This is a genomic window from Solibacillus daqui (genome assembly GCF_028747805.1).
GTDB lineage: Bacteria > Bacillota > Bacilli > Bacillales_A > Planococcaceae > Solibacillus > Solibacillus daqui.
The window spans coordinates 1,836,680-1,851,924 of sequence record NZ_CP114887.1; the positions used below are offsets into that span (position 1 = coordinate 1,836,680).

The window sequence follows — 15,245 nt, forward strand, 5'->3', positions numbered from 1 at the left end:
AAAATTAATGCTTGTTTAAATCGGTCTTTTTACTTTGAAAAAACAAGTTCATAAGTCCATTTTAGAATAAGATGCAGAATTGAAACATATTTAGTTTAATCATTGGACCATTTGGTAAGTATACTTTTAACTTAATTCTAAGGAGAGAATTATGAAAAATTTCAAAGAGAGTCTTAATCCATCGAAAATACTTGTTCTGGGCTTCGCGATTCTAATACTAATAGGAGCTTTTTTATTGACTCTCCCCATAGCAACAGAGGATGGTAAAGGACTTATATTCTTAGATGCATTATTTACCGCTACTTCTGCTACATGTGTTACAGGTCTAGTGGTTGTTGATACTGGTGATACATTTTCAATGTTTGGTGAATTAGTCATTTTATCTCTTATTCAAATTGGCGGCTTAGGATTTATGACGTTTGCAACCTTTTTATTCACTTTATTAGGCAAAAAAATCTCTTTAAAAGAAAGGATTATATTAAAAGAAGCTTTTAATGCTACTTCGACTAATGATATCGCCAAATTAGTAAAAAGAATATTAATTTTTACTGTAATAGCGGAGAGTATCGGAGGGATTATTTTATCTATTAGATTTTCATTTGATATGCCGATCGGTCAAGCAATCTATTTTGGTTTTTTCCATTCAATTTCAAATTTTAATAACGCAGGTTTTGATTTGATGGGGGAATTTAGAAGTCTTACGGATTACGTTGATGATCCATTTGTCGTTTTAACTATTTGCTCTCTTATCATTTTAGGTGGCTTAGGTTTTATTGTCATACATGAAATATATGAATATCGTGAAACACGTAAAATTTCGTTGCATACAAAAGTTGTATTGAGTACAACTCTAACACTTATCGTTGGAGCATCCATCTTAATTTTTCTATTTGAGTATGGAAATGATAAAACATTAGGACCGTTGTCTTCCACAGGAAAAGCTCTCGGTGCCTTGTTCCATAGTGTAACGCCAAGAACTGCTGGAGCTAATACATTACCAATGGCGGATTTGACTCATGCAACATTATTCCTAACGATTTTCCTAATGTTTATCGGGGGAGGTTCAGGATCGACTGCTGGAGGTATTAAGGTATCAACTTTTGCTGTTCTAATGGCAACTGCTCTTTCCCAACTTAAAGGGAAAGAAGATGTGGTTTTATTTAAACGTCGTATTGTTATAGAGAGTGTTCTAAAGGCACTTACTGTTGCGATGAGTGGCATCATGATTGTAATAATTGTCACCTTTATCCTGAGTATTACTGAACAAGGTCATAATTTTATTATGTATTTGTTTGAAGCAACTTCAGCTTTTGGTACTGTAGGGCTCTCAATGGGATTAACACCAGAGCTCTCTCCAATTGGACGGATTATTATTATATTGACAATGTTCGTAGGGAGATTAGGTCCATTAACACTTGGTTTTGCTATTTCTAAACGACGTAAAAAAGAAGCTTTCCGTTATCCTAAAGGAAATATAATGATTGGTTAATTAATAGATAGAGAAGGAAGGAATATAAAATGGCTAGTAAACAGTATGTTGTGATTGGTTTGGGGAGATTTGGAACAAGTATAGCTAGAAGATTACATGAAGCGGGTCAAGAAGTATTAGGAATTGATATAGATGAGGAAAGTGTAGAAGCTGCGGAAGGTTATGTAACACTTGCAGTTGTTGCTGATTCTACAGAAGAAAAGGCACTTACTTCGGTCGGGATAAAAAACTTTGATTGTGTCATTGTAGCGATTGGAGACGATATTCAATCAAATATATTGACTGTGATGCTATTAAAAAATTTGGGCATTCGAAAAATTATCGCGAAGGCACAAAGTAAACGACATGGACAGGTGTTAGATTCAATAGGCGCTCATTGGGTTATTTATCCTGAAAGAGATATGGGAGAACGAGTAGCGAATCAACTTCTTTCACCAAATATGTTGAACTATATAGAACTCTCAAAAAATTACAATCTCGAGGAAATCATTGTTCCTTCCAAAATGGCGGGTAAAAATCTACGAGAACTTGATGTTCGGGCTAAATTTAATGTAAGTGTCATTGCAATTTTAAGAAGTGACGATATTATTATTTCCCCTTCTCCAGAGGAATTACTTCAAAAAGAGGATATACTTGTAACAATAGGGAATAGGAAAGATTTAGCGGAATTTTCAAGTATAGAATAAATTAAGATATTAGTAAATTTCGAACTCTGAGTAATCTAAAAGGGCCTTTTCATGTTATTAGTAGATTTATTTCATAGAAGAGTAAAAGGGTCGGCAGCAATAGAGAATTTATTTACGAAAGGGTTTTAAATTTGGTGGGAACATTGAAAGGGGGAACTAAGTAATTGAGAAAATTACCGTTAAGTATTTCGCTACTCTTTATTTTACTTATTGCGGGTTGTTCTCAGGATAACAAAGAAAAAAATAACATTAATTCAAATAAAGTTGATGCCGTTTCAGAAGAAAATCAGCAGTGGGATATATCACCTGAGTTTGAAACATCAACTGGAGATAAATTAGTAGGACAAAAGAATAAAGTTGGAATAATCGAAGGTGAGTTTAAAGCCGGGGTAATAGAAAAATGGTTGTGGCATCTCTGGGGAGATGAACAAACTATAAAAAGTGGTAATTTTAAAGTGGTAGCTATCAATAAAGATACAGGAGAAAAAGAGAAGGTTTTAATAACAGATGCCGGTACAGCTAATGAAAGAAAAGTTTGGAGTTATGAGGAATTAGACTACAGTCCTAATGGAGTTAGGGGTTCTGATAGCTCAAGACCTTCCAATGTATCATTTTCAAAAGCAGGGATATGGCGTTTAGAAGTCTTTATCGGTGACGAACGTTTTGGTTCAATAGTTGTCGATGTAAAGTAGAAATCACAAATTTTTTATACAACAATCGGGCGCTTTACTGTAAAAAGGAAAGTGTCCTTTTTCTTGATTTCTTGGGTAATTCGCTATTTTTTAGGATTCCTGAATATCCTCGTATGGATAAGTCTTTCCTTGAACACAATAGAGTTTAATTATTAGGTGCTTGAAAGCATTAAGAAGGTGTTAATACAGTGATAAACTTCATTGGAATTACGAATTACAATCATTTGGAAACGGAAATTTCTATAAGCAATATCAATTTTTCTAATTATATATGGTTTTGGGTGGATTTTAATCAACCAACTGATGAAGAAATAAGACATTTAGCAGATACTTTTAAATTTCACCCACTAGCTATTGAAGACTGTATATATAGAATTCAGCGTCCCAAGTTAGATTATTATGATAACTATACTTTTTTTGTTACACATTTAGTTCGAGAAGAAGATAAAGAAATTATTAAAGAAGAATTAAATTTTTTTGTTGGAGAGAATTTTATAGTTACATTCCACCATACTCCATCACAGGAAGTTTATCAGGTATGGGAAAGGGTGTTGCAAAAGAACATTGAAAAATGGGACCCCTTTTATGTTTTTTATCGAACGTTAGACAAAATTGTAGATAATTACTTTCCAATCATATATAAAATTGAAGATGATTTAAACAAAATTGAAGATAACATACATCATAAATCGATGAACCTTCTAATGAATGAACTATTCGACATAAGACATATGTTATTAAATCTAATGCATACAGTGAATCCGATGCGTGATGTACTCTACCGTATATTAAATTCTCATCGTTTAAGTAAAATAACCGAAAGAAGAGAATATTATTCTGATATTTATGACCATCTTTTAAAGCTATCGGACGCAATTATGTCTGATAGAGAATTAACTGCTGATATAAGAGACAGCTATCTCTCCTTGAATTCACATCAAACAAATAACGTGATGAAAGTACTAACAATTATCACTTCCATTTTTGCTCCTTTAACATTTATTGCCGGGATTTATGGGATGAACTTTGAAAATATGCCAGAATTAACATGGAAATATGGTTATTTTCTTACACTTGGACTTATGGGGATAATGGGTGTTTCAATGTTTATCTGGTTTATGAGAAGAGGCTGGTTTAAATAATATGCTACTAAAGATTAAATGTTTGACCCTTTTTAATATTCAACAAAAGGTCGCGGTTGAATAGGCGTCTTTTATTTCTTCATTAAAGGGTTTATGTTGGATAAGCAACAGTAGAAGATTAATAAAAAACTCGACTCCGCTTATTGGGAACCGAGCAATTATAATTAAACTCACCAGTAATCACCACTTAAACTCTGCACATGTCGGGTGTGACTGTTATTGATGCCAATTCTTAATCCAACAATGTGTTTTATTATTGGCTACGAATTTTTATTTGTAGTTCTAGTTAGTTATAAAAAGAGGTGAAACATATGGTAAGAGAGAACCACTATTTTTGGGCAGTACGTGTTCCGGATAGTGTTAAACAAGCAATTCACGATGAACTGTCACAAATTAAACCAATATTCCAGTTTAAACGTTGGGTGGATTTAAATGATTACCATTTAACCCTTGCTTTTCTTGGCTCAGTAAATCCACAAAAACTTCTATCTGTTATTAGACTAGTTGGCGACGCAATTAAGAAACAAAAAGCTTTTATGTTAGAGATTGAAGGACTGAATGTGTTTGGTCCTCAAAAATCTCCTCGTGTATTTTGGGCAGCAGTGAATGAAGTGAATCAGTTATTTCAACTTCAAGGAATTGTCCATAAAACTTGTCTTGCAGCGGGCTTCACTTTAGAAACACGTCCTTATCATCCCCATATCACATTGGCCCGGAAATGGGGAAAAAATGAAGATTTCAAAATGGCCGATTTAGTCACGCATAACCCTTTTAGAGAAAAGATTTTATCTTTTCAAGTAAGTGAAATTGTCTTATATAAATCGAATCTAGAAAATACACCAAAATATGAATCAATTGCAGCTTTTTCTTTAGTAGACTGATGGCTAAAATGTAGCCATTGATTAATCGAACTAAATCTTGCGGACAAATCCTAAAATAGAGGCTTAAGTTAGTAAGTCATTAAAAAAGAAAAACCTGTAAACATTGTTATATCAACGTTTACAGGCACTTTATATGATGGTTTCGACAAGAACACTCCAGGTGCTTTAGTTGAATAACGATCTACTATAAAACCAGCTAATAGAAGCTAATTGTTATTCAATTATCGACGTGATTGTAGAATAACACAAATTGAAAATAATCAATCTTTATTAAATTACCGAAGTTAAAATATGTTAGTTAATAATCCCTTTTGATTAAACTTTTATCAAAAGGGATTATTTTAATTTGCCGTAAAATGCAGATTCAATCGTTACTTTTAATCAAACTTTATTTTAAAGCTACATCACTCCGCCATATTTATAATGGGCACGCCATACTTGAAATGAGGGGATTTACATTAAGAAATGTTAGTTGTTAAAAGCGTTGAATTCAAGGAAGAGTGGGGATTGTATAGGGGAAAAGTTTTAATTTCAGTAGAAATGGATAGTTTCCTTATATATTGGGAATGCTCTTATATAAAGTCTCTAAATTTGATTGAGATAATTATTAATTGATTATCAGAGCCACTTAAAAGGAGAGAGTATATGAAAATATTTAAAGGCATTCTTACACTGCCATTATTATTAGGATTATTGTACGCTTGTAACAACAACGATACAAATGTAGAAAAGGATAAGGATGTTACAGGCAATAATACTACGGTTGATGAAACAACGAAAAATAATACCACTAATAATACCGGAACAAATGAACCAATTCATAATGAGAATGAAAAAGAAAAGACTGGAATTAAAGCTACCGATGTGAATTATGCTTTTACTGACTTTGATTTAGAGGTAGAATATGCGGATTATAAATCATATGATGTTGAATATGAGAACGATGGAAATTATATTTATGCTGAAATAGATGATGAAATTAAAGGTGTTGAGTATAAAGGTGATCAAGCCTACGACCACATTGTCAAGGCATTAGAACAACTTAAATTTGATAAAGCTACGAATGATGAGGATGTTCGTAAAGAAGTTTTAAAGGCATTTGCTCTAGATGAGAATTATCAGTACTTTGATCTTGAAGTGAAATTCAAAAATGGTGAAGAAAAACATTATCATTTTAATAAATAATTGTTTATAGTGGCTGAGATAAAGACCCATTTCAATTAATAAATCCCGAAAATTTTACAAATAGTAAAATTTCGGGATTATTATTTTTGAAAAAAAAAGACATCTGAAGAGTCTTCGCTGAATTTATGGAAGAAGTAAGGAAAGAACATGTATAATTTGAGATACACGAGATGTGAGATTTAACAAGAAGCTATTCCAAAAGAGAAAGCCTGTAAACTTTAAAGTACTAACATTTACAAGCTTACTAAAATGATGGTACCGAGTGGTCTCAAACCAGCCCCCCACCGTGTCGATTTTATCTGGCTAAATAAACCGAGTTAATTTCAATTCAATTAAGTAAAATAATCCTGATTTAATAAGGTTTTTGGGACAGGCAAGAACAATTTAGTTAATTAAATCAGCACATAAAATAATTCTGCGGACAAAAGAGTAAACAAGTGGTTTGTATTACTCTTTTTTTTGATTTTCTGTTTTATTTGTTGTAGCCATTTATTTAGCTTTGTTCAACAATCGGACCAGATTGTGGAATAACACTTCTTTGTATAAATAAGGTCCGCTAACCACTTCATCAATTCTTTAAAAACAATATTTATACTCATTTCAGCCTAATTACCGATAGCATATTAAGCGATTATCCTTTATGGTTAATAGGTCGTAAAAGAAACTATCAGGTATATCCTGCAAATATATGAAATGATAGGTGGAAACAATGAATTATCAAGTTTTATTATATTACCATTACACGAAGATTGAAGATCCAGCTGCGTTTTCAACAATGCACTTAGCAATGTGTAAAGAAATCGGTTTAAAAGGTCGTATTTTAGTAGCTAATGAGGGCATTAACGGTACTGTTTCAGGTACGATTGAGCAAACAGAGCAATACATGGCAAACATGCAAGCAGACTCATTATTTGAAGGCATTGTATTCAAAATTGATGCGGCAGATGGCCATGCATTCAAAAAAATGCACGTACGCCCACGACCTGAGTTAGTAAACTTAGGCTTAGAAGAAGATGTAAATCCGCATGAATTAACAGGTCGCTACCTGTCACCAGAACAATTCCTTGCTGAAATGAAAGATGAGAATACAGTAGTATTAGATGTGCGTAACACGTATGAATACGATGTCGGCCATTTTCGTGGTGCGATTCGACCAGATGTAGAAAACTTCCGTGATACTCCGGAATGGGTACGTGAAAACCGCGAGCTATTTGAAGGGAAAAATGTTTTAACATATTGCACGGGTGGGATTCGTTGTGAGAAGTTTTCAGGATGGATGAAACGTGAAGGCTTTGGCGATGTCGGTCAATTACATGGCGGTGTTGCAACGTACGGAAAAGACCCTGTTGCGAAAGGCCAATTATGGGACGGTCAAATGTACGTATTTGATGAGCGTTTAACGGTGCCAATCAATCAAGTAGAGCGTGTGATTATCGGTCGTGATCACTATGACGGTGAACCTTGTGAACGTTACATTAACTGTGCAAACCCTGAATGTAACAAGCAAATCATAGCATCTGAAGAAAATGAAGCAAAGCATTTAGGGGGCTGTACAATCGAATGTACAAAGCATGCGCGTAATCGCTACATCGTGCGTCACAATTTAACAAAAGAGCAAGTAGCTCAAACAATTGAGGCGTTACAAGCATAAGCATGAAAAGCTGTCTTAACATAAAAAACGTCATTAAATATCTTTTAAAACCTCAACCAACTATATAGAGGTACTTAAACCACTCTATGTAAGTGTTCAAACTATCCATTTCAAAATTGGACTAGTCTGCTCGCTTACATAGGGTGTTTTTTCTTTTGTAAGGAAAAAGTAAATGACTAAATCATAGGGTGAAGAGGGTAATAGATCTAATCTCGCCTGACCGATACTGCATCCATACCAAACCTGCGTATTTCGCTAAAGCGTGATGATCACCAAAACGATGAATATCACCAATTTCAACGATTAAGCCCGCATCAGTAACATCAAACCAGCTTGCGACTTCAGGTGTTGCGTAGTATTAAATAATTTAGCTAATAGTATATAAAATACAATAAATATACAAATTGCAGCAAATCTGCATTGATTTTGACAAATATTTGTATAAAATATTTATATATCAATATTAGGAGGCATGTAATGAACTATTTTCCAAACAAAGAACGATATAATGATATGCTTTATAATCGATGTGGGCAATCTGGATTAAAACTACCTGCAATTTCTTATGGTCTTTGGCATAATTTCGGTGAATGTGATTATTTCGACAATTCAAGAAAACTTATACATAGCGCCTTTGATATGGGGATTACTCATTTTGATCTTGCTAATAACTATGGTCCACCTCCAGGTTCTGCAGAAGAAACCTTTGGACGGATACTTAAAAAGGACTTAAATCATTATCGAGATGAATTAATTATTTCTACAAAGGCCGGTTATTATATGTGGCCCGGTCCCTACGGAGATTGGGGTTCAAAAAAATATTTAATAGCTAGTATCAACCAAAGCTTAAATAGAATGGGGCTTGAATATGTAGACATTTTCTATCATCATAGGCCAGACCCTAATACGCCTATTGAAGAGACTATGCTAGCCTTAGACCAAATAGTTAAACAAGGAAAGGCACTCTATATTGGATTATCTAATTATAATGATATTGAAACTAAAGAAGCTGTAACCATTCTGAAAGAATTAGGTACGCCCTTATTAATACATCAAGCTAGTTATTCAATGCTTAATAGATCGATGGAAGATAATTTACAATCGGTTTTAAAAGATGAAGGAATTGGCTGTATTGCATTTGTTCCTCTTGCACAAGGATTACTTACAAATCGATACTTAAATGGTATTCCAGATGATTCTAGAGCAGCTAAGCCGACTGGATTTTTAAGCAAAGAAAGTATTACTGAAGAAATCATTAGTAAAATTAAGAAGCTTAATACAATTGCTGAAAATCGTAATCAATCACTTGCTCAAATGGCAATTGCCTGGGTATTAAAAAATGAACAAATTTCTTCAGTTCTAATAGGCGCTAGTCAGGTTGCTCAAATTAAAGAAAATGTTAAAGCACTTGAGAATGTTTCTTTTAGCCAAGAAGAGTTAAATTTAATAGATAAGATATTAAAAGATCATGGATCTTAATGGGAGATATCCTTTAATAGCTAAGTAATTGAATGGATTTGTTGATTCCCTTTTTATTGAAGGGTCAATTTTTCATTTTATTTAAACCATTATAGGATCGCTGGGTTCATGTGCTATAAACACACCGAGCGAATACCTATTTTAGGTATTCGTTTTTTTTGTTTGGTAAGCATACATCTCCAATAGCACTATGTTTAGCGTGTCCGTGAGGAGATGCTTTTATGAAACGATTAGTGAATAAGATCGCGATTGTTACTGGCGCAAGTCGAGTAATGGGCATAGGTACTGCAATATGTCGAGAATTAGCCAGAGAAGGCGCAGACATTTTTTTCACCCATTGGTCAAATTATGATCGTCAGATGAAATATTTTATTGATGATGATTCTGTTTGGTCGCAACATCTTATGGAGGAGATCCGCAGCTTTGGAGTACGATGCGAATCAATGGAATTGGATCTTTCGCAACCAGACGCACCGAGGAAACTGCTTGATGAAGTTAATGAGAGACTGGGCTCTCCATCAATTCTTGTAAATAATGCAACATATTCCGTTGACGTAGATTTTCGTTCTATAAATGCAAATATCCTCGATTCTCATTATGTCGTTAATATTAGAGGAACGTGTCTTTTGACTGTTGAGTTTGCTCGACAAATTGAAGGAAAACATGGTGGTCGAATTATTAACATGGTGTCAGGTCAAGACAAATCACCTGAGCCTGGCAATTTGGCTTATGTTGCAACAAAAGGTGCTGTTTCTACTTTTACTAAATCAGTCGCTCTTGAATTAGCGCCACTTAAAATCACGGTTAATGCCGTAGATCCTGGACCAACTGACAGTGGTTGGATGAACAGTGAGTTGAAGGAATCCTTATTACCGAAATTCCCAATGGGTCGAATCGGTGAACCTAGAGATGCTGCAAAGTTAATCGTCTTTTTAGCAAGTGAAGAATCTGAATGGATTACGGGACAAATTATCCATTCAGATGGTGGCTTTTGGTGATTTAACGTATTAGAGGGCGCCAACTTTTATTTGTTCTTCAAAGGATGTCTAATGTTCAATAAGTATGAACTCTTTTCAACGGCCTGAATAATTCCAGAAGATGGCGCCTTCTGTATACAAAATAAACCTAATAAACGTTCCCAAATACAAGTTTTAAAGGCTTTTTCTGAACCCATTGTACTTTTAGGTGTTATCTTTTAATTTACAGGATTTGTGTTAAGTTTTATGCTATCTTTAAAATGGAAAAAGGAAGTGGAAAGTATATATCGCTTACTACTTTTTTCATTATAATATTTTTAGTTACTTGGTTTGAAGCAATCGAAGTTCTTCGAGTGATGACTTGGATTAAAAATATTATTTAACTAACGTAGGCTTTACTTGAAGATCATTGAGTTGCATGTGCAGCTCTTTTTTCTTTTTTAACTAACGGGCAGTTTAGTTGAACAAGGGAAACCTAAATCGCTTGGAGAAATAGATAGAATAGAAGGGGATGAAAATAAGGGAAAAAATTTATAGATTGGGGGCGAAAGAATGAAAAGGACAGTAATTGGCGGTTTTATAATGTTAGGGGGATTATTTACTACATTAACTGTAATTGTGGTGGCAGCATTATATATTCCCAGCATGAATAGTTGGTCTGGTTCACAGTTGTGGTATGCAATATTTGGAGGAAAGCAATATGGGAATGAAAGTGTTGAAAGTTTATTCTTAGGTTTCCCATTTGTTGTAGGATCGTTGTTGTCGATTTTGGGGCTAGTAATACTAGTGATGGAGTATTTTGATAAGTCCTTTTTAAAGTGATTTTTTACTAACGGAGCAGTATAGTTTAACAAAGAAGAACATTCTAATTTGTAGCAATATATTATCAATCCTAATAAAAGAAGGTGACATAAGGTGAAACGAATTATGGTAATTGGAGTTTCAGCAGGCGTGGGGAAGTCAACTTTTGCACAAAAATTAGGGAAAGCCTTAAATATAAATGTTAATCATTTAGACGCCTTATATTGGAAGCCAAACTGGGTAGAAGCAACCTTAGAAGAGTTTTCAGAAGCACAGCTGGATATTGTGAAACAATGTCAATGGATAATTGAAGGAAACTATAGTAATACTTTTCAGATTCGTGCCAAACATGCTGATACAATAATTTATTTGGAACTACCACTCTATGTTTGTTTATATCGTGTTGTTAAGCGATGGCTAAAATACATCGGAAAAACACGACCTGATATGGGAAATGGGTGTAAGGAAAAATTAGATTGGGAATTCATTAAGTTTATATATTCTACTTACTATCCTCGTAAAAGAAAAATGGTTGAACAATTTCAAGCATTTCAAGAAATAGACCCTAAAAAAGAAATTATTATTTTAAAGAGTAGACAGGAAATTAAATCATATTTATACAGTTTAAGTAATTGTGAAAGATTGCACTTAAACTAACGCGGCAGGATAGTTTAACAAGGAGCGATTGAAATACAATAAATATGGAGTTTTGGGGAATAATGATACTAAACAAATTTAAGGAGAATCAGAAATGAAAAAATTGCTTTTTAGCCTTATCTTCGTTTTAGTAATTCTTCCTTTACAAACACACTCTGAGAATAAAATTGAAGAGTTGCCACCTTGTTCAACAATACTTGAACCAACAAAAAACGTACCTAAAAATGCCAGAGGAGTAGCACTGATTTATAATATTGAAAGAAAGTTTAATGATGAACGAACTAGTCTCAGTGTTCACGCACTTCATTTACCAAAACCATCTAGTTTTGGGGATTATGATGGTTATGAAGTATTAGCATATATTCCGAAAGAAATAAGTTGGATTTTCTCATTGTCTCCTTTAACTAAATATGAAGAAACTACTTGGGCTGGGAATTTGGATGAAGTTTCTCCTATAATGCGACCTACTCGTATCAAAGTTCGGACAGTCAATACAAAGACAAAGAAAACGGGTCCTATTGTACTTGAAAAAATACTAAAACCTTGTTGAACTAAGGGGGGCGTTGATTAAAGAGGGATTAACGCTCTTTTTTTAACTTTTATTGTACTTACACACCATGTTATTGAAGGTGGATAGGAAGAAACTTTTTAAAAGCTAAAATACCTGCAATAGTTAGTATTCATCGAATATAGAACAAGAAAACAACAAATAAAGCAGTAAACAAAACTTGGGGAGGTATTGTAGTGAACCAACACAAAATGAAAATTACTCAGTATAACTCCAAATACGCTGAACAAACAGTGGATATGTGGCGAGATAGTAAGGAACAGGCTATTGGTCAAAAAGAAATTCACAGTTTTGAAAATCACGTTTACTTTTTAGATCATATATTACCTGAACAGTTTCAAATAGATTTAGCGTTAATTGATGAAAAGGTAGTTGGAGTGATTGCATATAATGAACGGGAAATAAGCCAACTATATATTCATGTAGATTATCAAGGAATCGGAATAGGTCAAAAATTACTAGATAAAGTTAAAGCACAATCAAGTGGAAGATTAACATTGTACACATTTGAAGTAAATGAAAATGCACAACGATTTTATGAAAAACATGGATTTGAAGTTATAGGTAGAGGTCATGAAAATGAAGAAAATTTACCTGATATTCAATATGAATGGATAATCCAATAAATGATGTAATCAGTTATTTTAGTGATAAAAAAGTTAGAGTTATTTTTCAACTGCTGGGGGCGTTGATCCAAGAAGGATTAACGTTCATTTTTGTTGAAATTATTGAACTAACGCAGCAGGTTATTTTAAAAAGGAACTGGAAACGCAAGCAGGATAATTGAGGTGGAATATTGAACAAATAGATAAAAAAGGAGGGATTTTCACGTGTCATATATTAATGAATTTCGAAATTACTTAGACTTTAATTCATTAGCATTACTACTGGAACTTTTACTAGTTACTTCCTGCATTTCGACGATTATATTTTTATTAACTAAAAATCAATATGTATCTTATCTTTCATCAGCACCAGTATTCTATGTTTTTTCATTGCTAACACACGTTTCTACACATTTGTTTTTTTTAGTTCTTGCGATGTCTATACAGGCGATAATTATAGTCGCAATACAATATCAAAGTAAGAAGGAAAAAAATCAGAAAGCACAAGAAAAAACTGTAACAAATTACGTCAACAATTAGTTGGCTTTTTTGTTGCATCGTTCTTGTTCCACTAACCGGGGCTATAGTGAAAGATCGTTGAGTTGCTTACGCAGCTCTTTTTTCTTATAGCACTAAAGAGGCTGTTTAGTGGAATAACTTATATGGGTTTGTGGTAATGTGAGGTTGTGAAGGGTGAAATCTAAGTAACCGGTAGGCCATCAGCGTTTGTGGCGAAAAGCCCTCTATTCATTTATCAGCTTCAAATAAAGTCCATGCTTTTGACAGTAACAATTCCATTCCCCCCTAAACTAGTAATATAAAAGGGATTATTGCCAACTTAATAGAATTCTGACATAAGGAGTGATCTTACTAACGTAGCAGTTTAGTTGAAGATCGAACAAAATATCTTCAACTAATATTTCTGATTAAAGGGAATCCACATAGTGTAGAGAATTTTCTGATAATTCCGAATAAATGAGGTGTAAATATGAAACTAGCATTTTATAATTTAGACTCTGTAAATGAAGCTAAGTTAGAATTTGTAGTAATAAGTGCCATTTATAAAGGAAAGTGGGTTTATGTGAGACATAAAGATAGAAAAACGTGGGAAATTGCCGGTGGTCATAGGGAACAGGGAGAAACAATCGAGGAAACAGCAAAAAGAGAATTATTTGAAGAAACTGGTTGTACAGATGTTGATTTAATTCCAATTTGCAATTGTTCAATGGATGATTCTGTTACCAAAACTTTTGGAAGGTTATATTTTGGAAGAATTAAGGGGGTTGGTCAGTTGCCGGTTTCGGAAATTGCTGAGATAAAGTTGTTTGATTGTCTTCCAGATAGTCTTACTTATTCAGAAACTCAACCAAAGCTATATGAAAAAACACTTGCTTTTATTCAGGATTGTGAAGTTATTCACTTAAAGTAACGGGGCTTTAGCTGAAAGGCGCTATCCTTAAATAAGGAAAGGGTCTTTTTGTTTATGGGCATATTATTGAATACACTTTAAATCTCCTGGATGTATATGTTAATGTTTGGATGAGTTTATGAAGAAATGTATCTATTAGGATAGAAGAGATAAGTAGTTTATTAAAAAGAATATTAAATCATACAAGTTGAGGTATATTATGAACTTACATTTTGAATTAATTAATCCTGAAAATTGGCGCATTTTTAGTTCATTAAAAGTAAAAAGGGAACAAGAAGATTGGGTAGCTTCAAACATAACAATATTAGCAAGAGCTTATGTATATCGTGAATATAAAAGTATTGCATATGCAATCTATGATTCTAACACACCTATAGGTTTACTTTTACAACGGGATTTTATAGATAATGGAAAAAGATGTTGTGTATTAGACCAATTTATGATTGATGAACAGTTTCAAGGTAAGGGCTATGGTAAAAAAGCAATGCAACTTTGGATTTCGTTAATTAAGAAAGATATAAATTATGATTCAATAATTCTCTGTTACAAAGAAGAAGATTTTATTGCATGTAAACTATATCAAAGTTTAGGATTTCAACATACAGGTGAAGTTGATGAAGATGAAGTAATAATGGAATATAAAATGTTCAACTAACAGTGACTTTATCGCATAAGCAATTCGCCCGCACGGTACATTTATGTCCTAATGGTGAAGCGAAAGAATCAACAGAACTCGTTGACCAATGGGCACCTACTGAAGAATACACGCGTCAAGCATTCGAATATGTGAAGCAAATTGTGAATGATATTGACATTGCGGTCAACCATAACGAAGATGGCAAAATATATGGTGTGACGTGTCTATTGAACGGTGAAAAGGTATCTGAAGTTAAGGATTTTGTAATTTCCGGAAAATAGATAACTGCAACTATTCGCTTACTTTCTTTTAATAAATGATAATGATTTTCCGCTTGAAGAAGTAACGAAAAGATTGAATATCCCA

16 protein-coding genes and 1 pseudogene are annotated in these 15,245 nt (G+C 33.5%); 16 read left to right on the forward strand and 1 reads right to left on the reverse strand.

What is annotated here, in order from left to right; all coding sequences use genetic code 11:
* Positions 1-151: 151 nt before the first annotated feature.
* The 7 genes from O7776_RS08840 to trhO all read left to right on the forward strand — a co-directional run bounded on the left by O7776_RS08840 (position 152) and on the right by trhO (position 7,726).
* The gene (locus O7776_RS08840; RefSeq protein ID WP_274310228.1) at positions 152-1,489 is read left to right on the forward strand and encodes a TrkH family potassium uptake protein; all 1,338 of its coding nucleotides are present in this window, start codon (positions 152-154) and stop codon (positions 1,487-1,489) included.
* A gap of 29 nt (positions 1,490-1,518) precedes the next feature.
* Positions 1,519-2,175, forward strand: a complete 657-nt coding sequence (locus O7776_RS08845) for a potassium channel family protein (protein WP_274310229.1) — start codon at positions 1,519-1,521, stop codon at positions 2,173-2,175.
* Between the two features lie 164 nt (positions 2,176-2,339).
* Entirely contained in the window at positions 2,340-2,867 is a 528-nt protein-coding gene (locus O7776_RS08850; protein WP_274310230.1) for a DUF4871 domain-containing protein, read from the forward strand.
* 188 nt (positions 2,868-3,055) lie between these two features.
* Positions 3,056-4,009 carry a magnesium/cobalt transporter CorA gene (corA, locus tag O7776_RS08855; RefSeq protein ID WP_274310231.1) on the forward strand — a complete coding sequence of 318 codons (954 nt, stop codon included), beginning with the start codon at positions 3,056-3,058 and terminating at the stop codon, positions 4,007-4,009.
* 311 nt (positions 4,010-4,320) lie between these two features.
* On the forward strand, positions 4,321-4,890 hold the full coding sequence (gene thpR / locus O7776_RS08860; protein WP_274310232.1) for an RNA 2',3'-cyclic phosphodiesterase: 570 nt from the start codon (positions 4,321-4,323) through the stop codon (positions 4,888-4,890).
* A 645-nt stretch (positions 4,891-5,535) separates the two neighbouring features.
* Positions 5,536-6,075: a YusW family protein gene (locus O7776_RS08865; protein WP_274310233.1), complete on the forward strand. Its 540-nt coding sequence runs from the start codon at positions 5,536-5,538 to the stop codon at positions 6,073-6,075.
* Between the two features lie 709 nt (positions 6,076-6,784).
* Positions 6,785-7,726: an oxygen-dependent tRNA uridine(34) hydroxylase TrhO gene (gene trhO / locus O7776_RS08870; RefSeq protein ID WP_274310234.1), complete on the forward strand. Its 942-nt coding sequence runs from the start codon at positions 6,785-6,787 to the stop codon at positions 7,724-7,726.
* A 202-nt stretch (positions 7,727-7,928) separates the two neighbouring features.
* Here the strand turns inward: trhO and O7776_RS08875 are convergent.
* Positions 7,929-8,048: pseudogene (locus O7776_RS08875) on the reverse strand (transposase); the annotation flags it as partial.
* A gap of 155 nt (positions 8,049-8,203) precedes the next feature.
* Here O7776_RS08875 and mgrA point away from each other — a divergent pair.
* The 9 genes from mgrA to O7776_RS08920 all read left to right on the forward strand — a co-directional run bounded on the left by mgrA (position 8,204) and on the right by O7776_RS08920 (position 15,160).
* Positions 8,204-9,205 (forward strand): L-glyceraldehyde 3-phosphate reductase, encoded by a 1,002-nt coding sequence (gene mgrA / locus O7776_RS08880; protein WP_274310235.1) that lies wholly within the window; start codon positions 8,204-8,206, stop codon positions 9,203-9,205.
* 221 nt (positions 9,206-9,426) lie between these two features.
* Positions 9,427-10,203, forward strand: a complete 777-nt coding sequence (locus O7776_RS08885; protein WP_274310236.1) for an SDR family oxidoreductase — start codon at positions 9,427-9,429, stop codon at positions 10,201-10,203.
* Positions 10,204-10,734: 531 nt separating this feature from the next.
* Complete coding sequence (locus O7776_RS08890) at positions 10,735-11,004, forward strand: hypothetical protein (RefSeq protein ID WP_274310237.1); 270 nt, start codon at positions 10,735-10,737, stop codon at positions 11,002-11,004.
* 93 nt (positions 11,005-11,097) lie between these two features.
* Positions 11,098-11,640, forward strand: a complete 543-nt coding sequence (locus tag O7776_RS08895) for a DNA topology modulation protein (RefSeq protein ID WP_274310238.1) — start codon at positions 11,098-11,100, stop codon at positions 11,638-11,640.
* A gap of 94 nt (positions 11,641-11,734) precedes the next feature.
* Positions 11,735-12,190 carry a YoqH family protein gene (locus O7776_RS08900; RefSeq protein WP_274310239.1) on the forward strand — a complete coding sequence of 152 codons (456 nt, stop codon included), beginning with the start codon at positions 11,735-11,737 and terminating at the stop codon, positions 12,188-12,190.
* Positions 12,191-12,384: 194 nt separating this feature from the next.
* Complete coding sequence (locus O7776_RS08905) at positions 12,385-12,834, forward strand: GNAT family N-acetyltransferase (protein ID WP_274310240.1); 450 nt, start codon at positions 12,385-12,387, stop codon at positions 12,832-12,834.
* Between the two features lie 967 nt (positions 12,835-13,801).
* Positions 13,802-14,242 (forward strand): NUDIX hydrolase, encoded by a 441-nt coding sequence (locus O7776_RS08910; protein ID WP_274310241.1) that lies wholly within the window; start codon positions 13,802-13,804, stop codon positions 14,240-14,242.
* A 199-nt stretch (positions 14,243-14,441) separates the two neighbouring features.
* Entirely contained in the window at positions 14,442-14,897 is a 456-nt protein-coding gene (locus tag O7776_RS08915; protein WP_274310242.1) for a GNAT family N-acetyltransferase, read from the forward strand.
* A gap of 2 nt (positions 14,898-14,899) precedes the next feature.
* A complete protein-coding gene (locus O7776_RS08920) occupies positions 14,900-15,160 on the forward strand; it encodes a hypothetical protein (RefSeq protein ID WP_274310243.1) in 261 nt (86 codons plus the stop codon).
* Positions 15,161-15,245: the final 85 nt, after the last annotated feature.

Bases quoted from the DNA above. Each gene is read 5' to 3' on its own strand.
- O7776_RS08840 (WP_274310228.1), top strand. From the start codon at position 152: ATGAAAAATTTCAAAGAGAGTCTTAATCCATCGAAAATACTTGTTCTG.
- O7776_RS08845 (WP_274310229.1), top strand. From the start codon at position 1,519: ATGGCTAGTAAACAGTATGTTGTGATTGGTTTGGGGAGATTTGGAACA.
- thpR (WP_274310232.1), top strand. From the start codon at position 4,321: ATGGTAAGAGAGAACCACTATTTTTGGGCAGTACGTGTTCCGGATAGT.
- O7776_RS08865 (WP_274310233.1), top strand. From the start codon at position 5,536: ATGAAAATATTTAAAGGCATTCTTACACTGCCATTATTATTAGGATTA.
- trhO (WP_274310234.1), top strand. From the start codon at position 6,785: ATGAATTATCAAGTTTTATTATATTACCATTACACGAAGATTGAAGAT.
- mgrA (WP_274310235.1), top strand. From the start codon at position 8,204: ATGAACTATTTTCCAAACAAAGAACGATATAATGATATGCTTTATAAT.
- O7776_RS08885 (WP_274310236.1), top strand. From the start codon at position 9,427: ATGAAACGATTAGTGAATAAGATCGCGATTGTTACTGGCGCAAGTCGA.
- O7776_RS08890 (WP_274310237.1), top strand. From the start codon at position 10,735: ATGAAAAGGACAGTAATTGGCGGTTTTATAATGTTAGGGGGATTATTT.
- O7776_RS08900 (WP_274310239.1), top strand. From the start codon at position 11,735: ATGAAAAAATTGCTTTTTAGCCTTATCTTCGTTTTAGTAATTCTTCCT.
- O7776_RS08910 (WP_274310241.1), top strand. From the start codon at position 13,802: ATGAAACTAGCATTTTATAATTTAGACTCTGTAAATGAAGCTAAGTTA.
- O7776_RS08915 (WP_274310242.1), top strand. From the start codon at position 14,442: ATGAACTTACATTTTGAATTAATTAATCCTGAAAATTGGCGCATTTTT.